The sequence below is a fragment of the Mycobacterium aquaticum genome (assembly GCF_002086485.1).
Taxonomy (GTDB): domain Bacteria; phylum Actinomycetota; class Actinomycetes; order Mycobacteriales; family Mycobacteriaceae; genus Mycobacterium; species Mycobacterium aquaticum.
The window spans coordinates 14,780-33,962 of sequence record NZ_MVHF01000028.1; the positions used below are offsets into that span (position 1 = coordinate 14,780).

Annotated in this window: 19 protein-coding genes and 1 tRNA gene; 7 read left to right on the forward strand and 13 right to left on the reverse strand. The window is 66.8% G+C overall.

All coding sequences use genetic code 11. The annotated features are described in order from the left end of the window. Positions 1-6: 6 nt before the first annotated feature. Both rpmE and fadD1 read right to left on the reverse strand, forming a co-directional pair. Positions 7-246, reverse strand: a complete 240-nt coding sequence (gene rpmE / locus BST13_RS23785) for a 50S ribosomal protein L31 (RefSeq protein WP_029374091.1) — start codon at positions 244-246, stop codon at positions 7-9. 116 nt (positions 247-362) lie between these two features. Beyond that, the gene (gene fadD1 / locus BST13_RS23790) at positions 363-1,928 is read right to left on the reverse strand and encodes a fatty-acid--CoA ligase FadD1 (protein ID WP_083166465.1); all 1,566 of its coding nucleotides are present in this window, start codon (positions 1,926-1,928) and stop codon (positions 363-365) included. A gap of 129 nt (positions 1,929-2,057) precedes the next feature. On the opposite strand from fadD1, the gene BST13_RS23795 reads away from it, so the two are divergent. Beyond that, on the forward strand, positions 2,058-2,663 hold the full coding sequence (locus tag BST13_RS23795) for a TetR/AcrR family transcriptional regulator (protein WP_083166466.1): 606 nt from the start codon (positions 2,058-2,060) through the stop codon (positions 2,661-2,663). A 67-nt stretch (positions 2,664-2,730) separates the two neighbouring features. Here BST13_RS23795 and rho read toward each other — a convergent pair whose 3' ends face one another. The 6 genes from rho to argS form a co-directional block, all read right to left on the reverse strand. Further along, positions 2,731-4,680 carry a transcription termination factor Rho gene (rho, locus tag BST13_RS23800; RefSeq protein ID WP_083166467.1) on the reverse strand — a complete coding sequence of 650 codons (1,950 nt, stop codon included), beginning with the start codon at positions 4,678-4,680 and terminating at the stop codon, positions 2,731-2,733. 286 nt (positions 4,681-4,966) lie between these two features. Further along, positions 4,967-5,920, reverse strand: coding sequence for a homoserine kinase (thrB, locus tag BST13_RS23805; protein ID WP_083166468.1), 954 nt, complete (start codon positions 5,918-5,920; stop codon positions 4,967-4,969). Between the two features lie 3 nt (positions 5,921-5,923). Then, positions 5,924-7,003, reverse strand: a complete 1,080-nt coding sequence (gene thrC / locus BST13_RS23810) for a threonine synthase (protein WP_083166469.1) — start codon at positions 7,001-7,003, stop codon at positions 5,924-5,926. Next, the gene (locus BST13_RS23815; RefSeq protein WP_083166470.1) at positions 7,000-8,322 is read right to left on the reverse strand and encodes a homoserine dehydrogenase; all 1,323 of its coding nucleotides are present in this window, start codon (positions 8,320-8,322) and stop codon (positions 7,000-7,002) included. Before BST13_RS23815 ends, thrC begins: the two co-directional genes overlap by 4 nt. Continuing rightward, on the reverse strand, positions 8,319-9,704 hold the full coding sequence (lysA, locus tag BST13_RS23820) for a diaminopimelate decarboxylase (RefSeq protein ID WP_211296169.1): 1,386 nt from the start codon (positions 9,702-9,704) through the stop codon (positions 8,319-8,321). The genes BST13_RS23815 and lysA overlap by 4 nt, the downstream gene beginning before the upstream one ends. A 35-nt stretch (positions 9,705-9,739) precedes the next feature. Beyond that, positions 9,740-11,389 carry an arginine--tRNA ligase gene (argS, locus tag BST13_RS23825; protein WP_083166472.1) on the reverse strand — a complete coding sequence of 550 codons (1,650 nt, stop codon included), beginning with the start codon at positions 11,387-11,389 and terminating at the stop codon, positions 9,740-9,742. Positions 11,390-11,503: 114 nt separating this feature from the next. Between argS and BST13_RS23830 the strand changes: the two genes are divergently transcribed. Continuing rightward, positions 11,504-11,576, forward strand: a tRNA-Arg gene (locus tag BST13_RS23830). Between the two features lie 262 nt (positions 11,577-11,838). On the opposite strand, the gene BST13_RS23835 is transcribed toward BST13_RS23830, so the two are convergent. Further along, complete coding sequence (locus BST13_RS23835) at positions 11,839-12,501, reverse strand: DUF1942 domain-containing protein (RefSeq protein ID WP_245839783.1); 663 nt, start codon at positions 12,499-12,501, stop codon at positions 11,839-11,841. 419 nt (positions 12,502-12,920) lie between these two features. Here BST13_RS23835 and BST13_RS23840 point away from each other — a divergent pair, with 419 nt between their 5' ends. Next, positions 12,921-14,861 carry a G1 family glutamic endopeptidase gene (locus BST13_RS23840; RefSeq protein ID WP_083166473.1) on the forward strand — a complete coding sequence of 647 codons (1,941 nt, stop codon included), beginning with the start codon at positions 12,921-12,923 and terminating at the stop codon, positions 14,859-14,861. Here the strand turns inward: BST13_RS23840 and BST13_RS23845 are convergent. After that, positions 14,858-15,088, reverse strand: a complete 231-nt coding sequence (locus BST13_RS23845) for a hypothetical protein (protein WP_083166474.1) — start codon at positions 15,086-15,088, stop codon at positions 14,858-14,860. The two genes, BST13_RS23840 and BST13_RS23845, sit on opposite strands and share 4 nt — an antisense overlap. 246 nt (positions 15,089-15,334) lie before the next feature. On the opposite strand from BST13_RS23845, the gene BST13_RS38755 reads away from it, so the two are divergent. Next, entirely contained in the window at positions 15,335-15,607 is a 273-nt protein-coding gene (locus tag BST13_RS38755) for a hypothetical protein (protein ID WP_142282828.1), read from the forward strand. A gap of 17 nt (positions 15,608-15,624) precedes the next feature. Here the strand turns inward: BST13_RS38755 and BST13_RS23855 are convergent, their stop codons facing one another. The 3 genes from BST13_RS23855 to BST13_RS23865 form a co-directional block, all read right to left on the reverse strand. Further along, positions 15,625-16,185 (reverse strand): cadmium resistance transporter, encoded by a 561-nt coding sequence (locus BST13_RS23855; protein WP_083166544.1) that lies wholly within the window; start codon positions 16,183-16,185, stop codon positions 15,625-15,627. Positions 16,186-16,247: 62 nt separating this feature from the next. Further along, complete coding sequence (locus BST13_RS23860; RefSeq protein ID WP_245839784.1) at positions 16,248-16,499, reverse strand: hypothetical protein; 252 nt, start codon at positions 16,497-16,499, stop codon at positions 16,248-16,250. Between the two features lie 196 nt (positions 16,500-16,695). Continuing rightward, positions 16,696-17,259, reverse strand: a complete 564-nt coding sequence (locus BST13_RS23865) for a PadR family transcriptional regulator (protein WP_083166477.1) — start codon at positions 17,257-17,259, stop codon at positions 16,696-16,698. A 117-nt stretch (positions 17,260-17,376) separates the two neighbouring features. Here BST13_RS23865 and BST13_RS23870 point away from each other — a divergent pair, with 117 nt between their 5' ends. The 3 genes from BST13_RS23870 to BST13_RS23880 are packed head-to-tail and all read left to right on the forward strand — an operon-like array spanning position 17,377 to position 19,182. Further along, positions 17,377-17,787: a nuclear transport factor 2 family protein gene (locus tag BST13_RS23870; protein WP_083166478.1), complete on the forward strand. Its 411-nt coding sequence runs from the start codon at positions 17,377-17,379 to the stop codon at positions 17,785-17,787. Positions 17,788-17,813: 26 nt separating this feature from the next. After that, positions 17,814-18,857, forward strand: coding sequence for an LLM class F420-dependent oxidoreductase (locus tag BST13_RS23875; RefSeq protein ID WP_083166479.1), 1,044 nt, complete (start codon positions 17,814-17,816; stop codon positions 18,855-18,857). A 46-nt stretch (positions 18,858-18,903) separates the two neighbouring features. Beyond that, a complete protein-coding gene (locus tag BST13_RS23880) occupies positions 18,904-19,182 on the forward strand; it encodes a hypothetical protein (RefSeq protein WP_083166480.1) in 279 nt (92 codons plus the stop codon). Position 19,183: the final 1 nt, after the last annotated feature.

A 19,183-nucleotide genomic window follows, 5' to 3' on the forward strand; every position in this document is an offset into this window, starting at 1 on the left:
ACAAAGCTACTTGTCGGCCGCGGCCTTCTCGCCGGCCGGCTTGCGCTTGCCGTAACGCTTCTCGAAGCGGGCCACGCGGCCGCCGCTGTCGAGGATCTTCTGCTTGCCGGTGTAGAAGGGGTGGCACTGCGAGCAGACCTCAACGACGATCTGTCCGCTGTTCTTCGTGCTGCGCGTCGTGAAAGTGTTGCCACAACCGCAGTGCACGGTGGTCTCGACGTACTCAGGGTGAATGCCCGTTTTCATGGTTCCTCTTCAGTCGTTGGCCCGGGTCGCCCGTGTGGACGTGAACCGGGACCGAGGGTCGACGGTCCATTATGCCAGTTCGGCCGCCAGCAGCCTAAACGCGTGCCGGCCAGGCGCTATTCCCCCGATGGGATACGCGCGTACGCCGTTCCGTCGCGCTGCCACAGCACCCGGCCTGTCGGGTCGGTCCCGCGGGCGACCAGCTCCCGTTTGAGGATCTTGTTGGTGGCGGTGGTCGGCAGATCGTCGGCGAGCCAGACGAAACGGGGCCAGGATTTGGGTGACAGGTCGGGTTGGGCGGCGAGGAATTGGCCGAACTCTTCCGGCGTGAGCCGGTGGTCGTCGCGCAGCACGATGGCGGCCATCACCTGGTCACCGACGAATTCGTCGGGCACGGGATACACCGCGACCCGGTTGATCACCGGCTGACGCAACAGGATTCGTTCGATGGGTGCTGAGGTGACGTTCTCGCCGTCGACCCGCATCCAGTCCGCGGTCCGGCCCGCCAGATATATCCAGCCATCGGCGTCGCGGTAGGCCAGGTCACCCGACCAGTACATGCCGTGCCGGAGCCGCTCGTCGGTGGCGCCCTGGTCGTTGTGGTAGCCGCGGAACATCCCGCTGCCGTCGGTATTGACCAGCTCACCGGTTGCCGCGTCGGCGTTGACCGGGGCACCTGCGTCGTCGAAGCGCGCGACCTCGCATTCGGTGAGCGTCTCGGGGTGGTAGATCGCGACGCCGGGAAAGCCCTTACCCACGCTGCCTGCCGGGCACCCCTCGGAGCGGGTGATGATGATCGCCAACTCGGTGGAGCCGAAACCGTCCCACACGCTGCAGCCGAACCGGCGGCTGAACTCGTCGATGTCGCGGTCGGCGGCTTCGTTGCCGAACGCGACCTTCAGCGGATTGTCGTGATCGTCGGGCCGCTCGGCGGTGGCCAGGATGTACGCCAGCGGCTTGCCGACGTAGTTCATGTACGTCGCGCCGTACCGACGGATGTCCGACAGGAACCGCGACGCCGAGAACGCGGCGGGCGCCATCGCCGCGCCGGAGGCCAACGCGACTCCCCAGCCCGCGTAGACCCCGTTGGAGTGGAACAACGGCATGGCCAGGTAGCAGGTGTCCGCCGAGGTGAGCCCGTAGCGCTGGACCAGCGCTGTGGCGGAGAACAGCACGATGGAGTGCGCCACCTCGACGGCCTTGGGCTCACCGCTGGTGCCCGAGGTGAAGATCATCATGAAGGTGTCATCAGGCCCTACCTGGCGATACGGGACCAGGTCCCGCGCCGGCCATACGGCCTCCGATACGTCGATGACGGTGACGCCGGGAAGGTCGACGCCGTCGAGCAGGACGCGGTGCTGCGAGTCCACGAGCACGATCTGGCACTCGACCCTGGCGATGTCGCGGGCCAGCGCTTCGCCGCGGCGCGTGGTGTTGATGCCGCACAGCACGTAGCCGCCCAGCGCAGCGGCCGCGAGGGCCGTGAGCATGTCGGGGGTGTTCCCCATGAGTACGCCGACATGGAGCGGCCGGATGGGATCTGCGGCCGCGATCAGGGCTGCAGCCTGTGCGCGCGCTTCGGCGACGTGTTCGGCCCAGGTCCAGGTGCGATCGCCGAATTTGATCGCGACAGTGTCCTGATCTGCACGTTCGCTCAGCAGCTGCTGCAGTGTGTCGGCCATTCGTCGCCCCCCAAGGCTAGTGAACAGTTTTTCGAAACTGTCTACCATGGCTGTGGCGGCTGCCGGTAGCGTCAGGTACTTGGCACAATCATTACCACCGAAGAACCTCACGACCAGGAGCCGCCGGAGTTGACCAGCACCACCGCCCCCCGCACCGTGCGTGACCGCCTGATCGATGCGGCAGAAGTCTGTCTGCGCGCCAAGGGCATCCGCGCGACCACGGTGTCGGAGGTGGCCGAGGCCGCCGGGGTGTCCCGAGGCTGGCTCTACCGCCACTTCCCCGACAAGGTGACCCTGCTCGGTGCGGCGATCGTGCGACTCAACGAGGCCTACTGGTCCGAGGCGCACGCCATGCTCGCTCAGTTCGACGGCCTCGACCAGAAGATCGCGGCAGGCGTCCGGCATGGCCGCACCGCCTATGACGATCCGGGCGCGTTGTTGATGAAACTGCGCATGGAGGAACCCGACGAGTTCGCCGCGTGCGCGGGCGCAGGCGTACAGGGCCTGGTGCCCGATCTCGCGGCGTTCTGGTCGCCGTATCTGGTCGCCGCACGTGACGCAGGCGAGATCCACCTCGACACCGACATCGCCGAGGCTTCGGAATGGGTTGCGCGCGTGTTGCTTTCGCTGGCAACCATGCCGGGCGAGCAGCTCGACGCCGGCGACTTCGACGCGCTGCTGCGGCACGTGCGCCGGTACGTGATGCCCGGCCTCAAAACCGACCCGGCGCTATAAGACCTGAACAACGCACACTGCCCCGACGCGCTGGGCGTGCGGGGCAGTATGCGTACGGCGGGTAGGACTAGTCGACGTCCATCGATCCCGGCGCGGTCTTGGACACCTGGACCAGGAACTCGTAGTTGTTCTTGGTCTTGCGTAGCTGGCTCATCAGCAGGTCGATGGCCTGATGGCTGTCGAGGCCCGACAGCACACGGCGCAGCTTGTGCACGATCGCGAACTCGTCCGGGGACAGCAGCAGCTCGTCCTTACGGGTGCCGGACGGGTTGACGTCGACGGCCGGGAACACCCGGCGCTCGGCGATCTTGCGGTCCAGCTTGAGCTCGGCGTTACCGGTGCCCTTGAACTCCTCGAAGATCACGGTGTCACCGGTCGACCCGGTTTCGACCATCGCCGTGGCGATGATGGTCAGCGAACCACCGTGCTCGATGTTGCGTGCCGCGCCGAGGAACCGTTTGGGCGGGTACAGCGCGGTGGAATCCACACCACCGGAGAGGATGCGACCCGAAGCCGGCGACGCGTTGTTGTACGCGCGGCCCAGCCGGGTGATCGAGTCGAGCAGCACGACGACGTCCTTGCCCTGCTCGACCAGGCGCTTGGCCCGCTCGATGGCCAGCTCGGCGGCCTGCGTGTGATCTGACGGCGGCCGGTCGAAGGTGGAGGCGATGACCTCACCCTTCACCGAACGCTGCATGTCGGTGACCTCTTCAGGCCGCTCGTCGACGAGCACCACCATGAGGTGGCACTCCGGGTTGTTCTTGGTGATCGCGTTGGCGATGTCCTGCATGATCGTGGTCTTACCGGCCTTGGGCGGCGACACGATCAGGGCACGCTGCCCCTTGCCGATCGGCATGATCAGGTCGATGACGCGCGTGGTCAGCCGCTCGGGCGTGGTCTCCAGGCGCAGCCGCTGGTTCGGGTACAGCGGGGTCAGCTTGGTGAAATCGGGCCGGTTCTTGGCGTTCTCGACCGGGCCACCGTTGACGCTGTCCAGGCGCACGAGCGGATTGAACTTCTGCCGCGGGTTCTGGCCGCCACCCTCGCCCTCGCGGGGCACGCGGACCGCACCGGTGACCGCGTCGCCGCGGCGCAGACCGTTCTTGCGCACCATGTTCATCGACACGTACACGTCGTTGGGACCGGCCAAGTAGCCCGAAGTCCGGACGAACGCGTAGTTGTCGAGGACGTCGAGGATGCCCGCGACGGGCTGCACGACGTCGTCTTCCCGCAGTTCGGTCTCGTTGCGGCCGCCGCTCTCGCCCTCGCCGCCGCGCTCACCGCGCCGGCGCCGGTCCCGGAAGCGCCTGCCGCGCCGACCCTGGCGGCCGTCGCCGTCGTCTTCGCCGGCATTTCCACCAGCGTTCCCGCCGGCATTGCCGCCCCGGTTCTGCTGGTCGCCCTGCTGGTCAGAGCGCTCTTCGGCCGACTTGGTGTCCGCCTTCTCCGACGCGTCCTGCTTCTCGCTCTTGTCTTGCCTGTCCTGCCTGGCCGGCCGGTCCTGCTTCTCCTGCTTGGCCGGCTGCTCCTGCTGAGCAGGCTTTTCCTGCTCGGCCTGCTTGGCTTCCACCTCGGCCGGCTTGTCGCCTTCGGCCTGCTTGGCGGGCTCGGCGTCGGCAGCAGGTGCTCCCGCCTGGCGGGACGAGCCACGACGTTCGCGACGCGGACGCGTCGGCTGCTCGGCCGGTGCCTCGGCGTCTGCCTTGGCCTCGGCGGGTGCGGTCGCGGCAGCACCGCGGCCGTTGGTCTCGCCCCGGTGGGCGCGGATCGCGGCGATCAACTCACTCTTGCGCAGGCCCGACGCGCCTTCGACACCGATTTCCTTGGCGAGCGCGCGCAGCTCGGGCAGCACCATCGTCGACAGCGAGGCAGGCCGCGGGTTTGCGGCGCGGGCGTCGGACGTGGGCGCGGAGGGCGCAGCAGCCGGTGTTTCCGCTGGAGCTGCTGCCGTCACGGCGTTCGACAGCTCTCCAGTGTCATTGCTGTTATCAGCCGTGAAGAGGTCCGTATCAGTCACGGATTTCCTTTCTTTCCCTCGCTGTTTACGTCGTGCGAGGGTTCCCCAAAGGTCGACACGCATTCAGCTGTACCGCTGAGCGCGTAGCTCGCACCGTCGCCTATGCAACGGTGATCGCATGGGTTTGCCGTCGAACGGCGACCCGTTAGTCCACGAGTAGAACACAAGAAGTTTGGGTGGTCGTCCTAGTGTCTGCGCAGGCAGAGCCGCTGCGATTGCTGGACGACAGCGAGAATAGCCCGCTTTCAGGCGGGAAGCAAGCAACCCCCACGTGGAGCGTGTTATCTCAGTTGCGGACTGCAACACCCGACATCCACCGGACTCCGTCGCCAACCGACATCTCGCGCACCGTGAACCCGTTGGCAGTGCCGTATTGCAACGCCTCCGCAGGTAAACCCGCTTGGAAGCTCAGACCGAGCACAGATGGCCCGGCTCCTGAGAGCACCGCCGCCACGCCATAACGCCGCAGTATCCCCAGATATTCCGAGGAAGCAGGCATCGCCGCCGCCCGCTGTGGTTGGTGCAACACGTCCTGCGTGGCGTCCATCAGCAAATCGGGACGCTCGGTGAGTGCCACCACGAGCAACGCCACGCGGCTGATGTTGAAACGCGCGTCGACGTGGCTGACCTGTTCTGGCAGCAAAACTCGCGTCTCGGCAGTCGAGGACCGCTGCTGCGGCACCGCGGAGAACAAGCGGATATCGGGATGCAGGCCCACCTGCGCCGCGGCGTAGCGCGGCTGTTCGCCCGTGACGCTCGGGGCGTCCGTCCAGGACACCACGGCGCCGCCGAGCACCGCGGCGGCGGCGTTGTCCGGATGGCCCTCGAATTCGCTGGCGAGCTGGATCAGCTGATCCTCGCTCATGGGCTCCGAACCCGCTTGTGTCACAAGGCCGTTGACCACTGCCAGGCCGCCGACCACCGCTGCGGCAGACGAACCCAGTCCGCGGGAATGCGGAATGTCGTTGCGGCAGCGCACGATCAGCCCCGGAGCGGTGTACCCGGTGGCCCGCAGGCCTGCTTCGATCGCCCGGACCACCAGATGCGTCGCATCCAGCGGCACCTGGCCGGCACCCTGCCCTTCGACCTCCACCTCGAGGCCGGATTCTGTTGTCTCGACCACGATCTCGTCGTACAGACTGAGCGCCAGGCCCAGGCTGTCGAAGCCTGGGCCCAGGTTCGCGCTCGATGCGGCGACGACGGAGGTGGCGGCGATGCCGACCGGCAGGGTTTTGCTCACAGATCAGACCAGTCCGAGCTTGGCGACGACGGCCATCGGGTCGACGGGAACCGGGGTGACCGGCGGCACGCCCCGCAGCGCGGTGTCGGGGTCCTTGAGCCCATTGCCGGTGACGGTGCACACCACGGTTGAACCGCGCTTGACCCAACCATCCTCGATGGACTTGAGCAGGCCGGCGACGCTGGCCGCCGAAGCGGGTTCGACGAACACGCCCTCGGTCCGCGCGATCAGGTGGTACGCGGCGAGGATCTCCTCGTCCGTCGCGGCCAGGAACCGCCCGTTGGACTGCTGCTGAGCCTCAACGGCCGTATTCCACGACGCGGGAGCACCGATGCGGATCGCGGTGGCGATGGTCTCGGGTTCCTTGACGGGTTCGCCGAGCACCAGCGGCGCGGCACCGGCGGCCTGCGTGCCCAGCATGCGGGGCAGGCGGTCGGTCAGCCCGTCACGGTGGTACTCGTTGTAGCCCTTCCAGTACGCGGTGATGTTGCCCGCGTTGCCGACCGGCAGCGCGTGCACGTCGGGTGCGGTGCCCAGCGCGTCGACGATCTCGAACGCCGCGGTCTTCTGGCCCTCGATGCGGTACGGGTTGACCGAGTTGACCAACGCGATGGTCGGGTAATCCGCGGTCAGCTTGCGCGCCAGCTCCAGACAGTCGTCGAAGTTGCCGTCGATCTGAATGATCTTGGCGCCGTGCATGACTGCCTGGGCGAGCTTGCCCATCGCGATCTTGCCCTGCGGCACCAGCACCGCGCAGGTGATGCCGGCCCGCGCCGCGTAGGCCGCGGCCGACGCCGACGTGTTGCCGGTCGACGCGCACAGCACGGCCTGCTGGCCGCGCGCCACCGACTCGGTGACGGCGACGGTCATGCCGCGGTCTTTGAACGACCCCGTCGGGTTGAGTCCCTCGACCTTGAGATGCACTGTGCAGCCGGTCTGTTCGGAGATCCGCTTGGCATGGATGAGTGGCGTGCCACCCTCCAGCAGGGTGACCGGTGCCCAGTCGTCACCGATCGGCAACCGGGCGCGGTACGCCTCGATCAGCCCCGGCCATGGCCGGTGCACAGCCTGAGCTGCACTCATACGTCTGTTCCTTCCATACGAAGCACGCTGTTGATGGTCTGCACCACATCGAGATCGGCGAGCGCCTCGACGGTTTCGGACAAGGCCGCGTCGGTCGCCTGGTGGGTCACCACGACGATGCGTGCGCCGCACGGCGCTCCCTCGTCGTCGACCATGCCCTCCTGCCGCACCTCGGCGATGCTGACCTCACGCTTGCTGAATTCGGCTGCGACCGCGGACAATACGCCCGGACGGTCGGCGACGTTCATGTTGACGTAGTAGCGGGTCGGGATGAAACCGATGGGCGCGATCTTGAGCTTGGCGTACTTCGACTCGCGCGGCCCCCGGCCGCCCTGCACGCGGTTGCGCGCAGCCATCACCAGATCACCCATCACTGCCGAGGCGGTCGGTGCGCCGCCTGCGCCCTGCCCGTAGAACATCAACCGGCCTGCGGCCTCGGCCTCGACCACCACGGCGTTGAACGCACCGTTGACCGCGGCCAGCGGATGCGTCAGCGGGACCAGGGCGGGATACACCCGAGCCGAAACCCGTTGCTTGCCTTCGTCGGTGGAGATCCGTTCGCAGATCGCCAGCAGCTTGATGGTGCAGCCCAGCGCCCGGGCGGATGCGAAGTCCTCGGCGCTGACCTTGGTGATGCCCTCGCGGTAGACGTCGTCGGCGGTGACCCGCGTGTGGAACGCGATCGAGGCGAGGATCGCGGCCTTGGCGGCGGCGTCATAGCCCTCGACATCCGCGGTGGGATCGGCCTCGGCATAGCCCAGCGCGCTGGCGTCGGCCAGTGCGCTCGCGTAATCCGCTCCGGTGCTGTCCATCTCGGACAGGATGTAGTTGGTGGTGCCGTTGACGATGCCTGCCACCCGCACCACGCTGTCACCGGCCAGCGACTGCGTCAGCGGACGGATCACCGGGATGGCGCCGGCCACCGCCGCCTCGAAATACAGGTCGACACGGGCGTTCTCGGCAGCCTGCGCCAACTCGCCGGTGGACTGTGCCATCAACGCCTTGTTCGCGGTGACTACCGACTTGCCCTGTTCGAGCGCCGACAGGATGGCCTTGCGCGCCGGCTCGACCGGACCCATCACCTCGACGACGATGTCGACGTCATCGCGCGATACCAGCGCGTCGATGTCGTCGGTGAGCAGATCGGCGGGTACGCCACGGTCGCCGGACACCCGGCGCACGCCGACACCGCGCAACTCCAGAGGCGCACCGATGCGCGCCTCGAGGTCCGCGGCGCTCTCGTTGATGATGCGCACAACTTCGCTGCCGACGTTGCCCAAACCCAATACCGCTACGCCGATCGACTTCTTGCCGCTCATACGTCGCTCACCTCCAGACTCAACAGATCAGTGACGGTCTCCCGCCGCAACACCAGCCGCGCGCGGCCGTCCTTGACCGCCACCACCGCCGGGCGACCGAGCAGGTTGTACCGGCTCGACATCGAATAGCAATAGGCGCCGGTCGCAGCTACACCGAGCAGATCGCCCGGCGCGATGTCGTCGGACACCCAGGTGTCGCGGACAACGATATCCCCTGTCTCGCAGTGCTTTCCGACGATTCTCGCCAGTGCGGCGGGGGCCTCGCTGGCCCGCGAGACCAACCGGGCGTCGTACTCGGCGGCGTACAGAGAGGTGCGGATGTTGTCGCTCATACCGCCGTCGACGCTGACGTAGCGCCGTTGCGTCGTGGGGCCGATGGCAACATCCTTGACGGTGCCGACCTCGTAGAGCGTGATGGTGCCAGGGCCTGCGATGGCCCGGCCGGGCTCTACCACGAGCCTGGGCGCGGGCAGGCCCACTGCAGCCGACTCGTTCTCGACGATCGCCTTGAGCTTGCCGGCCAGGTCGTCCATCGGCGGCGGATCGTCGTCGGGCAGGTACGAAATACCCAATCCCCCACCGAGATCGATGATTGAGATCTGTGCGGTCTTGTCGACACCGAACTCGGCCACCACATCCCGAAGCAGGCCGATGACGCGGTGGGCAGCCAGCTCGAAGCCGTCCACGTCGAAGATCTGTGAGCCGATGTGGCTGTGCAGGCCCACCAGGCGCAGGTTGTCGGTGGCGAACACGCGGCGCACGCCGTCCATCGCGGCGCCGCTGGCCAGTGACAGCCCGAACTTCTGATCCTCGTGCGCGGTGGAGATGAACTCGTGGGTGTGCGCCTCGACCCCGACCGTGACGCGCACCAGCACGTCCTGCACGATGCCCGCGGCGCTGGCGATGGCGTCGAGGCGCTCGATCTCGATCAACGAGTCGACCACCACGTGGCCCACCCCGGCGCTCACCGCGGTGGTCAGTTCCTCGACGGATTTGTTGTTGCCGTGCATGGTGATTCGCTGCGCCGGGAAGCCCGCGTGCAACGCGACGGCCAGCTCGCCACCCGTCGCGACGTCGAGCGACAGGCCTTCCTGGTCGACCCAGCGCGCGATCTCACTGCACAGGAACGCCTTGGCCGCGTAGTGCACGTACTCGCCACCCCCGAAAGCCGCGGCGATGTCACGACAGCGCGACCGGAAGTCGTCCTCGTCGATCACGAACAGCGGGGTGCCGAATTCGGCCGCCAGATCGGTGACCGTCACCCCGGCGACGGACACCACACCGTCGGCACCACGAATTAGGTTGCGGGGCCACACATTCGGAGCCAGCAGCAGGAGGTCATCCGGGGTCTGCGGCCGTGCCGGCGCTCCCGGGTGGTGGATCTCGTCGGCGTGCCGAGGGCCGGCGGGATGTGCGCTCACATCCGCTCCGGTGCGGTCACGCCGAGGATGGCCAGACCGTTGGCGATCACCTGGCGGGTGGCCTGGCACAGCGCCAGCCGCGCCGAGTTCAGCTCACCCGGTTCTTCGTCGCCCTGCGGCAACACCCGGCAGGCGTCGTAGAACCGGTGGTAATCGCCGGCCAGATCCTCTAGATACCGGCACACGCGGTGCGGTTCCCGCAGCGCCGCAGCGGCTTTCAGCACGCGCGGGAACTCACCGAGGTTGCGGATCAGCGTGCCCTCTTTGTCGTGGCTCAGCAGATCCAGGTGGCCGGTGTCGGTCGTGACGCCGAGGTCGGCGGCGTTGCGGGCCAGCGCGGACAGCCGGGCGTGCGCGTATTGCACGTAGTAGACCGGGTTTTCGTTGGACGCGCTCGACCACAGCGCCAGGTCGATGTCGATGGGGGTGTCCACCGACGAACGGATCAGTGAATACCGCGCAGCGTCCACGCCGATGGCCTCGACCAGGTCGTCGAGCGTGATGACCGTGCCCGCCCGCTTGCTCATCCGCACGGGCTGCCCGTCGCGGACCAGGTTCACCATCTGGCCGATGAGCACCTCGACGCTGTCCGGGTCGTCGCCGAGCGCCGCAGCGGCGGCCTTGAGCCGGGCGATGTAGCCGTGGTGGTCGGCGCCGAGCATGTAGATGCACAGATCGAAACCGCGCTGGCGCTTGTCCAGGTAGTAGGCGAGGTCGCCGGCGATGTAGGCCGGGTTGCCGTCGCTCTTGATGACGACGCGATCCTTGTCGTCACCGAACTCGGTGGTGCGCAACCACGTTGCGCCGTCCTTTTCGTAGATGTTGCCGGTCTCGCGCAACTTGGCGATGGCCTGCTCGACGCGACCGGAGGTATGCATCGAATCTTCGTGCGTGTACACGTCGAAGTCGGTGCCGAACTCGTGCAGCGATTCCTTGATGTGGGTGAACATCAGGTCGACGCCCACCTCGCGGAAGGCTTCCTGCTGCTGATCGGCGGGCAGGCTCAGCGCATCGGGCCGCTTGGCCAGCACGGCCGCGGCGATGTCGTTGATGTAGGTGCCCGCGTAACCGTCCTCCGGCGTCGGCTCCCCCTTGGCCGCAGCGACCAGCGACCGCGCGAACCGGTCGATCTGCGCGCCGTGGTCGTTGAAGTAGTACTCACGGGTGACGTCGGCGCCCTGGGTGGACAGCAGCCGCCCCAGCGCGTCACCGACGGCGGCCCAGCGGGTGCCGCCGATGTGGATCGGGCCGGTCGGGTTGGCCGAGACGAATTCGAGGTTGATCTTTTGGGTAAGTGACGCCGAGCTCCCGTAATGGTCGCCCGCGCTGAGCACGTTGGTGACGATGACGCCCTGCGCGGACGCCTCGATGCGCAGATTGACGAACCCCGGCCCGGCGACCTCGGCCGCGGCGATGCCATCGCTGCTGCTCAGAGCCGTCGCCAGCCACCCGGCCAGCTCGCGGGGATTGACGCCGACCTTCTTGGCCAGCTGCAATGCGATGTTCGTGGCGTAGTCGCCGTGCTCAGGGTTGCGCGGGCGCTCGACCGTGACCGTGGCCGGCAGCGCGGCGGGGTCCAGGTCATGGTCGGTCAACACTGACGCGGCAGTGGCCTTGAGCAGCTCGGCGAGGTCGGCGGGGGTCACGGGGGTCCATCCTATGGCCTGGGCATTCACGCCCCGAATCGGTGTTCCAGTTCTGATGCGCTACGCTATGCACGCCCAATGGCACAGATGTCTCGGACAGCCCGCTGACACTGCGCCCCCGTAGCTCAGGGGATAGAGCGTCTGCCTCCGGAGCAGAAGGCCGCAGGTTCGAATCCTGCCGGGGGCACTCTTCAAAACCGGCGTTTAGCAGCGCATTCGCTCGACACGTCCGTTACCGATCGAGCACAAGCCGTCTCCCTCTCCCCGGCAGCCTCCAGCGCAGAGTCCCGCGAATGGCACAGATCCGCATGCCCGCGCCGACCATGGGCACCGGGGCAGGTGCTCATTCTCGCCGATCCCGCTGAAGCAGAACCGATTCGGAGTTGGGGGCCAGCAGTCAGCCCACTTCCACGCGGATACCCTCGTCGGGCAACCATGGGGTTAGTTGCTCAACGATGTCCACCACCGCCGCCGTGGTCTCCGCCATTGAACCCTGGTGCAGCCAGCTCCGGTTGGGTGAGCTGGTAGGGGGGCGGCGCGACGACTTGAGGGGCAAACTCATCACCCCCTGTTGGAGCTTCCTCGGCAGGTGGTGGGGCGATGATCTCGGAGGACTCGCCTGCGGTGTCTGGCGGGCCACCAGGTACGCCACCCTCCGGGGCGCCGGGCACCCAAACCAGAAGGTCCTGAACGCCGTCGTTGTAGACGACGCTGTTCGGCGGATCGCCGACTACGTCGAAGTAGAGTGTGCCGGTCGTCGTCCCACCAGGCGGTGCCGGCGGCACGCCCCCGCCGATGACCCGGTAGTTCGCCCCGCTCTCGGCGCGGGCGTTGAACAGCGGGATCAACGGGGTGGCCCAGCCTCCGAGCCCTGAGACTTTCACGATCGCTGCATACAGTTGGCCGCTGTGCGGCACGGGGTCCGAACTCGGGGCAAGGCCCTTGACCGTGTAGCCGATCATCGGGGCACCGGTGCCGTAGTCGTTCAGCGTCTCCTGCTGGCCGTACGGCCTGATGTTGTTGGCCGCAGAGGCGGGGCCCGCCGTAGCGCCGGCCATGCCGACCGCGATCGCGGCAATGCCAACGGGCGCCGCAAGCTTGTTGATCTTCACCCGTATCTCCCCTTCCTAACGCCCAGGCTGTGTCCTTCGCGGAGGGTACCTCGCCGCGCCACTGTCCAAATGCAACTTGCCGCAATTGGATCAGTGATGTTCCTGGCCTTCACCCGGATTTTCGACCCCGCGACGATCACCGCAATGGATCGATACCGGCAACGACGAAACTCGTTGCCGGTCTTACTCCTTCAGCGCTTGATCAACTGTCGCGTGGAGTGACGCTGCTGCCTTGCCTTCAGGAAACTCGCCCGAGCCGCCGCAAGGCCCTCCGCAATCGAGTAGTCGACTACTCGAGGGTGTGCTGCCCGCCCGAGCCGATACTTGTCGTGCCACGGTTCTTGGCCCGGCTGAGTGGCGTATCGCAGCTGAGGCGAAGGCCCGCCGTTCACTGATACTTACCTGAGAGTGGAGCAGCCATGCAGGTGCGAGAAGTACCGCAGATCGCTACATTTGACGTCCCGCCAAACGGTTGGATCCCCGCTGCCGCCTCCGACCAGGACCTGATGCGGTACGGCTTTCCGAAACGTCCGGCAGACCCGCGGCAGCGCGAGCGCTACGACCGGCTCCTCGCGGAACTGCGGGGCATGAAGGTCGTGACGGCCGAGGTCGAACTTCATCCCGAAGGGCTCCCCGGCCGTCGCTCGACGCTGAGGTTCGCCGACAACGCCGCGTGGTGCGGCGCGGTCGTCTCACCACCTCAGGGAGACTCGTTCGACTGGGTACTCGGCGAGTGGACCGTGCCCCACGTCGGGGTACCGACCGATGATCAGAGCTACTACTGCGCGAGCTGGGTGGGAATCGGCGGCTTTCACCCGGGCTCCGATGTGTGCCAGGCAGGCATCGCGTCGAAGAGCTCGGTCGGGTCGGGCGGCAACATCAACGCCGGGCCGGTCGACCTGTACGCGTGGGTGGAATGGGTTCCCGCCCAATCGGTCACGATCTCCAACTTCGTCGTCGACGTCGGTGATGCGATCACGATCATCGTCGTACCGGATGGGGCAGCGTCCACCACGGCATCGGTGTTGTACGTCAACAGGACCCGCTCAACGGTCACGTCCCTGGCGATCGGCAAACCCGGTAGCGCCATGTGGCGCGCAGACTCGGCGGAGTGGGTCGTGGAGCGACCCGAGTCGGGGCCGTCCGTCAACCCCAGCCTCACCCAACTGGCCGACTTCGGGACGCTGACGTTCGATGTTGCCGACTCCGGTACGCACAGTGGCTTGGCGCTCGGGGCCGGTACAGGCAAGACACTCAACATGTTCGACGACAGCGGCCGCATCATCGCGCGGGCATCACTGGCCGGTTCCACGACCGTGCGCTGCACCTATGTCAACCCGTGGGTGGGCTGGTCTCAGATCCGCTCGGGCCTTTTCAGCGATCTGACCCCGGTCGGCGCGGCGGCGGACGGTTCGAACATCGACTTGTATGCGGTCGGACAGGACGGGCCGGTCTACACGAGCTGGTGGCGCGGTGGCCCGCACTGGTCGAACTGGATACGGGTGCGCCCCATGACATTTCCTCAGCGGACGCCGATCACCGCGCTGGCTCGCGGCTCGGACCGCGATCTGTATGCGGTGCACGACGATTCGCGGATCTACACAGCATGGTGGCGAGGCGGTCCCGACTGGAGCGGTTGGGCGCCCATCGGTCACCGGCAGTTCTCCCCTGGAACGCATGTCAGCGCGGTGGCCCGCGGTGGAAACATCGACCTGTACGCGGTGGCCACCGACGGTCGCGTGTACTCGGCATGGTGGCGGGGCGGGCCGAATTGGGGCGGTTGGGCGACGATCGGTAGCGGGCTGTTCTCGCCGTCGACGCCGGTTACCGCGGTGCTTCGCGAAGACGAAATACATCTGTTCGCAGTGGGAACGGACGGATCCGTCTACAGCGCCTGGTGGGGACAGGCCGGCGGCTGGCGCGACTGGCACCCGATCGGTTTGGGCACCTTCACCCAGACGACGCCGATCGCTGCGGCAGTGCGCGGCAAGGACATCGACCTGTTCGGCGTCGGCATGGACAACACCGACTCGGCCGTCTACTGGGCGGGGTGGCGTGAGGACGAAGGGTGGCGCGACTGGCAGCCTGCCGGCGCAGGACTGTTTGCCCAGCTGACCCCGCTCACAGCCGTCGCTCGCGGCACCAACCTGGATCTGTTCGGCGTCGGCACCGACGGCGGCCTCTACACCGCCTGGTGGCGAGCCGGCACAGTGGGCTGGGAGGGCTGGAACGAGGTCGGCGGGGCCCAGTTCACCCAGGGAACGCACATCGCCGCGGTCACCCACGACGACACCGATGTCGATCTGTTCGCCGTCGACCCGAACGGTCATGCGCTCACCGCGTGGTTGAACGTGCCTTAAGGACGCTTCGCCCCCGGGAACCGGCGGTGCAGTTGATCGATCAATCGGTGCTCGTGGTAGAGCTCGTGTCGTAGATCTGCGGCCGCGCGTCGGTGGTGCGAACTGACGCCGGCGTGCGTGCGGGCAAGCCGGCGTTCAGCCGCTTCGAGCTTCGATGACGTGTCGTTCACCTGCTCCCACAGCGCGGCCAGCAGAACGCGGGCCTGGGCGGTGTCTGCGTCGTCCACGCAAGGCATCGTCGCATTGTTGCCCGGGTCTCGCGACTCGGGTGGCGTTGATCCTGTGCCAGGACAGACGGCACCAATTGTTTGCTGTAACAACAAGTCCGCGATTTGTTTCGCGCTTCGTCGCCACGCCGAGAGGGATGTTAATCCGGACCGGAGAAGAGTAGGCTCCATTACCGCGACCAGGCGCGAATTGTCGCGGAACACCTGGCCGGGGTCGGACTGGCTATGAACGAGGTGGCGCCACCCATGAATCTCAAGCGAATATTTGCCAAAGCTGCTATCGCCGGAGGGCTCGGCATTGCTGCCCTTGGCCTGAGCACCGGTATCGGGCATGCCACACCCACGTCGCAGGACCTGTCGACGACCACGTTCGTGCAGGGCTGGGGCTGGGGTCATCACGGCTGGGGCCCGGGCTGGGGACAGCCCTGGTATTGGGGTCCGCCGCCACCTCCGCCTCCGCCGCCGTGGGGCTACCCCGGCTACGGCTACGCGGGCTGGGGTGGTGGTTGGGGCTGCTGACGGACGCCTCCGTCACGTCACAACCCGAACGCCTTGCCCTCGGCGAGGATCCGTAGCCCGATGCCGATGAGGACGACGGGCAGGATGATGTGTCCCCATCGCGACAGCACTGTCGCGATGGCGGGCCTGCTTGCGAGGTAGCGGCCCGCAACGCACCAGACCGCGACACCGACGAGGAACACGGCGACATAACCGATCATGCTGCCGACGCCCGCGACCGCGAACACCGGGACGTAGACGCCGATGTTGTCACCCCCGTTGGCGAAGGTCACCAGCGCGACGTGCAGTACGCCGACGCCGTCGTCTCGATCGACATCCTCGGCACGGTCGTGTCGCGAACCCCACGCGAGCCAGCCCGCCCGCACACCGAGGGCGATCGGAAGCAGCCCCAGGTACGGCGCAACGCTGTCGGGCAGCAGCGTGGCACCCAACGCGCCGAGCATCGAGACGACGACAATCGCGATGAAGCCCAGATACTGACCGACGACGACGCGCAGCACTGCCGACCGTCTGCCCTCGGCGCGGCCGAAGAACACCGTGAGCATCACCATGTCGTCGACATTGGTGACGGCGAACATCACGGCGGCTTGGCCGACAAGTGCCAGTTCCACCGCCGCGAGACTAGAGCACGATCAATCGATCAGTGCGGTACCGCGAAACCCTCCGGCGTCGTGAAGGTGAACGGCGGTGTCGCCACCGAGGTCGCAGGCGACTTTTCGGCCGTCGTTTGAGTGACGGTCTGACCGGTCGTCATCTCGGGTTGCGACTGCATCTGCAGGCCGCCGGACGCACCGCTTGCGAGCAGCCCGACAGCGCCCATCGCGACCACGGCGGCCAGCCCAACGCCGGCCGAAACGGTCTTGAGCCGTCTGTGATCGTTCTTCAATTGCACCTCTGACCACCCCACTTGGTCACCGGTAACCCCGCCCGGGTTGGGCGGGTCTTACCAATTGCAATCAACGGCCCACAGCGGTTATTCCAAGACTTCCCAACTTTTTCGATCCGAGTCCACAGCCAGCAGGCACGAAACAGCCAGCAGAGAGCCAGTTTTCGCAAGTCAGGCGGACATTTGGCCGCCGCAGGCCCCACTATCGGAGCGCGTTGATTCTCCGTTCGATGGCGGCCACGGCGTGCTCGGCCCATCGAATGTTCTCCTGCTCGAACGAGATTCCCCGCAGCAGGGTCAGGTAGGGGCCCACCCGCTCGGCCTCGTTGAGGTACTGCTCCTCGGTGCGCCCATCCAGTAGAACCGCCCGGCCCCGTTCGTAGCGAGCGAGTTTCACCGTCGCGCGTTGCGCGAATTCAGCAACCAGGTCACGCACCGCGGCGGCGTCACCGGCATCCAACGCCGCCACCTTGACCAGTAGCTCGTCGCGCAGCATCGAGGGTTTGGGCGGCGTGGCAGTGAACTGCCGCAATGCGGCGCGGCCAGTGTCGGTCAGGGAGTACATCCGCTTGTTGGGGCGCCGGTCCTGCTGGACCACACGGGCCTGAATCAGTCCGTCCTCGGCCAACCGGTCGAGCTCGCGGTAGAGCTGCTGGGGCGTGGCCATCCAGAAGTTGGCCACCGAGGCGTCGAACGCCTTGGCCAGGTCGTAGCCCGACGATTCGCCGTCGAGCAAGGCGGCGAGCACCGCATCACGAAGCGCCACGCCGGGGATCGTACAACATGAATAGTCATCAAATTGACTAACCAGCATCTAGACATCGAGGCCATCGGCCATTACCGTGGCTCTAATACTCAACAAATTGACTATGCGAGGTGTGGGATGCATCCGTTCCGACAGGCCGTCGAAGCCCGCGATGAAGAGGCCATAGCGGCCCTGCTGGCCGACGACGTGGTGTTCACCAGCCCCGTGGCCTTCAAGCCCTACCCCGGCAAGCCGATCACCGCGGCGATCCTGCGCGGGGTCATGCGGGTCTTCGAGGACTTCCACTACGTCCGCGAGATCGTCGACGCAGACGGCCGAGATCATGCCCTGGTGTTCGAGGCGAACGTGGCCGGCAAGAAAATCACGGGATGCGACTTCCTGCACATGAACGACGACGGCCTGATCGATGACTTCATGGTGATGGTGCGGCCACTGTCGGGCGCGCAGGCGTTGTCCGAGGCGATGGCCGCACAGTTCGGCCGCATCCAGGCCGAGGCCCTCGACGAGATCAGCGCCAAGCAGGCCTAGCCGCGACGAGACAGAGGACTCACATCATGCGCATCGGTTTGGGCATCAACTACGCAGGCGGATTCAAGGACGTCGCGGCCGAGGTCGCCGACCTGGAACGGGCCGGCATCGACATTATCTTTGTGCCAGAAGCATATTCGCTCGACGCAGTCAGCGCGCTCGGCTATCTGGCCGCCTGCACCGAGCGGGTTCAACTGGCTTCGGGCATCCTGCAGATCTACACCCGCACGCCCACGCTGACTGCGATGACGGCCGCCGGATTGGACTACGTGTCCGACGGCAGATTCATCCTGGGCCTGGGCGCATCTGGACCACAGGTCATCGAAGGCTTCCACGGCGTGCCCTACGACGCCCCGATCGCCCGCACCCGCGAGATCATCGACATCTGCCGCCGCGTGTGGCGTCGTGAAGCTCTCGAATTCCAGGGTGATCACTACGCCATCCCACTGCCTGCTGACCGGGGCACAGGTTTGGGCAAGTCCCTCAAACTCATCAATCACCCAGTCCGCGAACGTATTCCGATCCTGCTCGCAGCCCTGGGACCGAAGAATGTCGAGCTGGCCGCCGAAGCCGCCGAGGGCTGGCAGCCGATCTTCTACCTGCCCGAGAAAGCCGGGGAGGTCTGGGGTGACGCCCTGGCCGCCGGGCAGGCCAAACGCGATCCCGCGCTGGGCCCGCTCGAGGTCTACGCGAGCCCCGTGCTGGCCATCGGTGACGACGTCGAGCCGCTGCGCGAGTTCGTCAAACCCCATGTGGCGCTGTACATCGGCGGCATGGGCGCCAAGGAGAAGAACTTCTATCACCGTCTGGCGACGCGTTACGGCTATGGCGCGCCGGCTGATCGCATCCAGGAGCTGTACCTCGCCGGCGAGAAGGACGCGGCAGCCAAGGCCGTTCCCGACGAGCTCATCCGGGACATCTCCCTGATCGGCCCCGCCGGATTCGTCAAGGAACGCGTGCAGGCCTTCCGGGAGTCGGGCGTCACGGTCCTCAACGTCGTCCCGATCGCCGCGACAACCGCCGACCGGGTCAAGCTCATCGAGCAGCTGCGCGACCTCACAAACGAGTAGTCCACTACTCAATCCACCGGGCATTCGGCGGCCTAGCGTTTCGCACATGCCATCCGAACAGCACGTCATCGATCAGGTGATCGCCACCTACGGCCCGATCATCAATCTCGCCGAGCGTCCCGAGGCGCTCATCGAGATCATGCGCCGCTACGTCCTGGACGATCTCGACGGAGGACTCCCGGGCGGAACACCGCCGCCCCCTCCGCCTCCTCCGCCGGATCCGTGCCGGGTCCTGGAAGAGGTCACGCTCAACGAGGTGATGCGCCAACTGCTCAAGGTCAGCCGCGACGTCGCCGCGCTCAACAAACGACTCGACGCGCGCTAGC